General features: G+C 71.9%; 1 pseudogene. It reads right to left on the bottom strand.

What is annotated here, in order from left to right:
• Positions 1 to 782 (bottom strand): annotated as a pseudogene (locus K206_RS0103285) (3-phosphoshikimate 1-carboxyvinyltransferase); the annotation flags it as partial.
• Between the last annotated feature and the right edge of the window lie 40 nt (positions 783 to 822).

Below are 822 nucleotides of genomic sequence, written 5' to 3'. Positions count from 1 at the left end.
GGGCCGCCGCCGATGGCGCCGGCCGCCAGGAAATACGAGGCCGACGAGGCATCGCCCTCGACGAAGATCTCGCCGGGCGAGCGGTAGGCCGCGCGCGCCGGCACGATGAAGCGCGACCAGCCTTCGCGCCGGACCTCGATGCCGAAGCGCGCCAGCAGGTTGAGCGTGATCTCGATGTAGGGCTTGGAAATCAGCTCGCCGACCACCTCGATCTCGATGGTGCCGGCGGCGGCGTCGGCCAGCGGCAGCGTCATCAGCAGCGCCGTCAGAAACTGGCTGGAGACGTCGCCGCGCACGCGGATCGGCGCGTCGATGCGGATCGGCGCCGGCGAGATCTGCAGCGGCGGATAGCCCTCGGTGCCGAGGTAGTCGATCTTCGCGCCGATCTGGCGCAGGCCGTCGACGAGGTCGCCGATCGGCCGCTCGTGCATGCGCGGCACGCCGGACAGCTTGTAGCTGCCGCCCTGCAGCGCCAGCGCCGCGGTGAGCGGGCGGATCGCGGTGCCGGCGTTGCCCATGAACAGGTCGGCCGACTTGTTGGAGAAGTTGCCGCCGGCGCCGCGCACCACGCACGCGCCGTCTTCCTGCCGCCACTCCACGCCGAGCGTGCGCAGCGCCTGCAGCATCACGCGGGTGTCGTCGGAATCGAGCAGGTCGCGTACGCGCGTTTCGCCTTCGGCGAGCGCCGCCAGCAGCAGCACGCGGTTGGAGATGCTCTTGGAGCCGGGCAGGCGGACCGTGCCGGAGGCGCGGGTGAGGGGACCGAGCGTGAGGTGTTCCATGATCTGCGAGCGGGTTGTGCGGCGCCCCGCCGGTGGCGGG

Source organism: Cupriavidus sp. WS (genome assembly GCF_000395345.1).
Taxonomy (GTDB): Bacteria; Pseudomonadota; Gammaproteobacteria; order Burkholderiales; family Burkholderiaceae; genus Cupriavidus; species Cupriavidus basilensis_B.
This window is presented reverse-complemented; position numbering and strand designations above follow the sequence as displayed.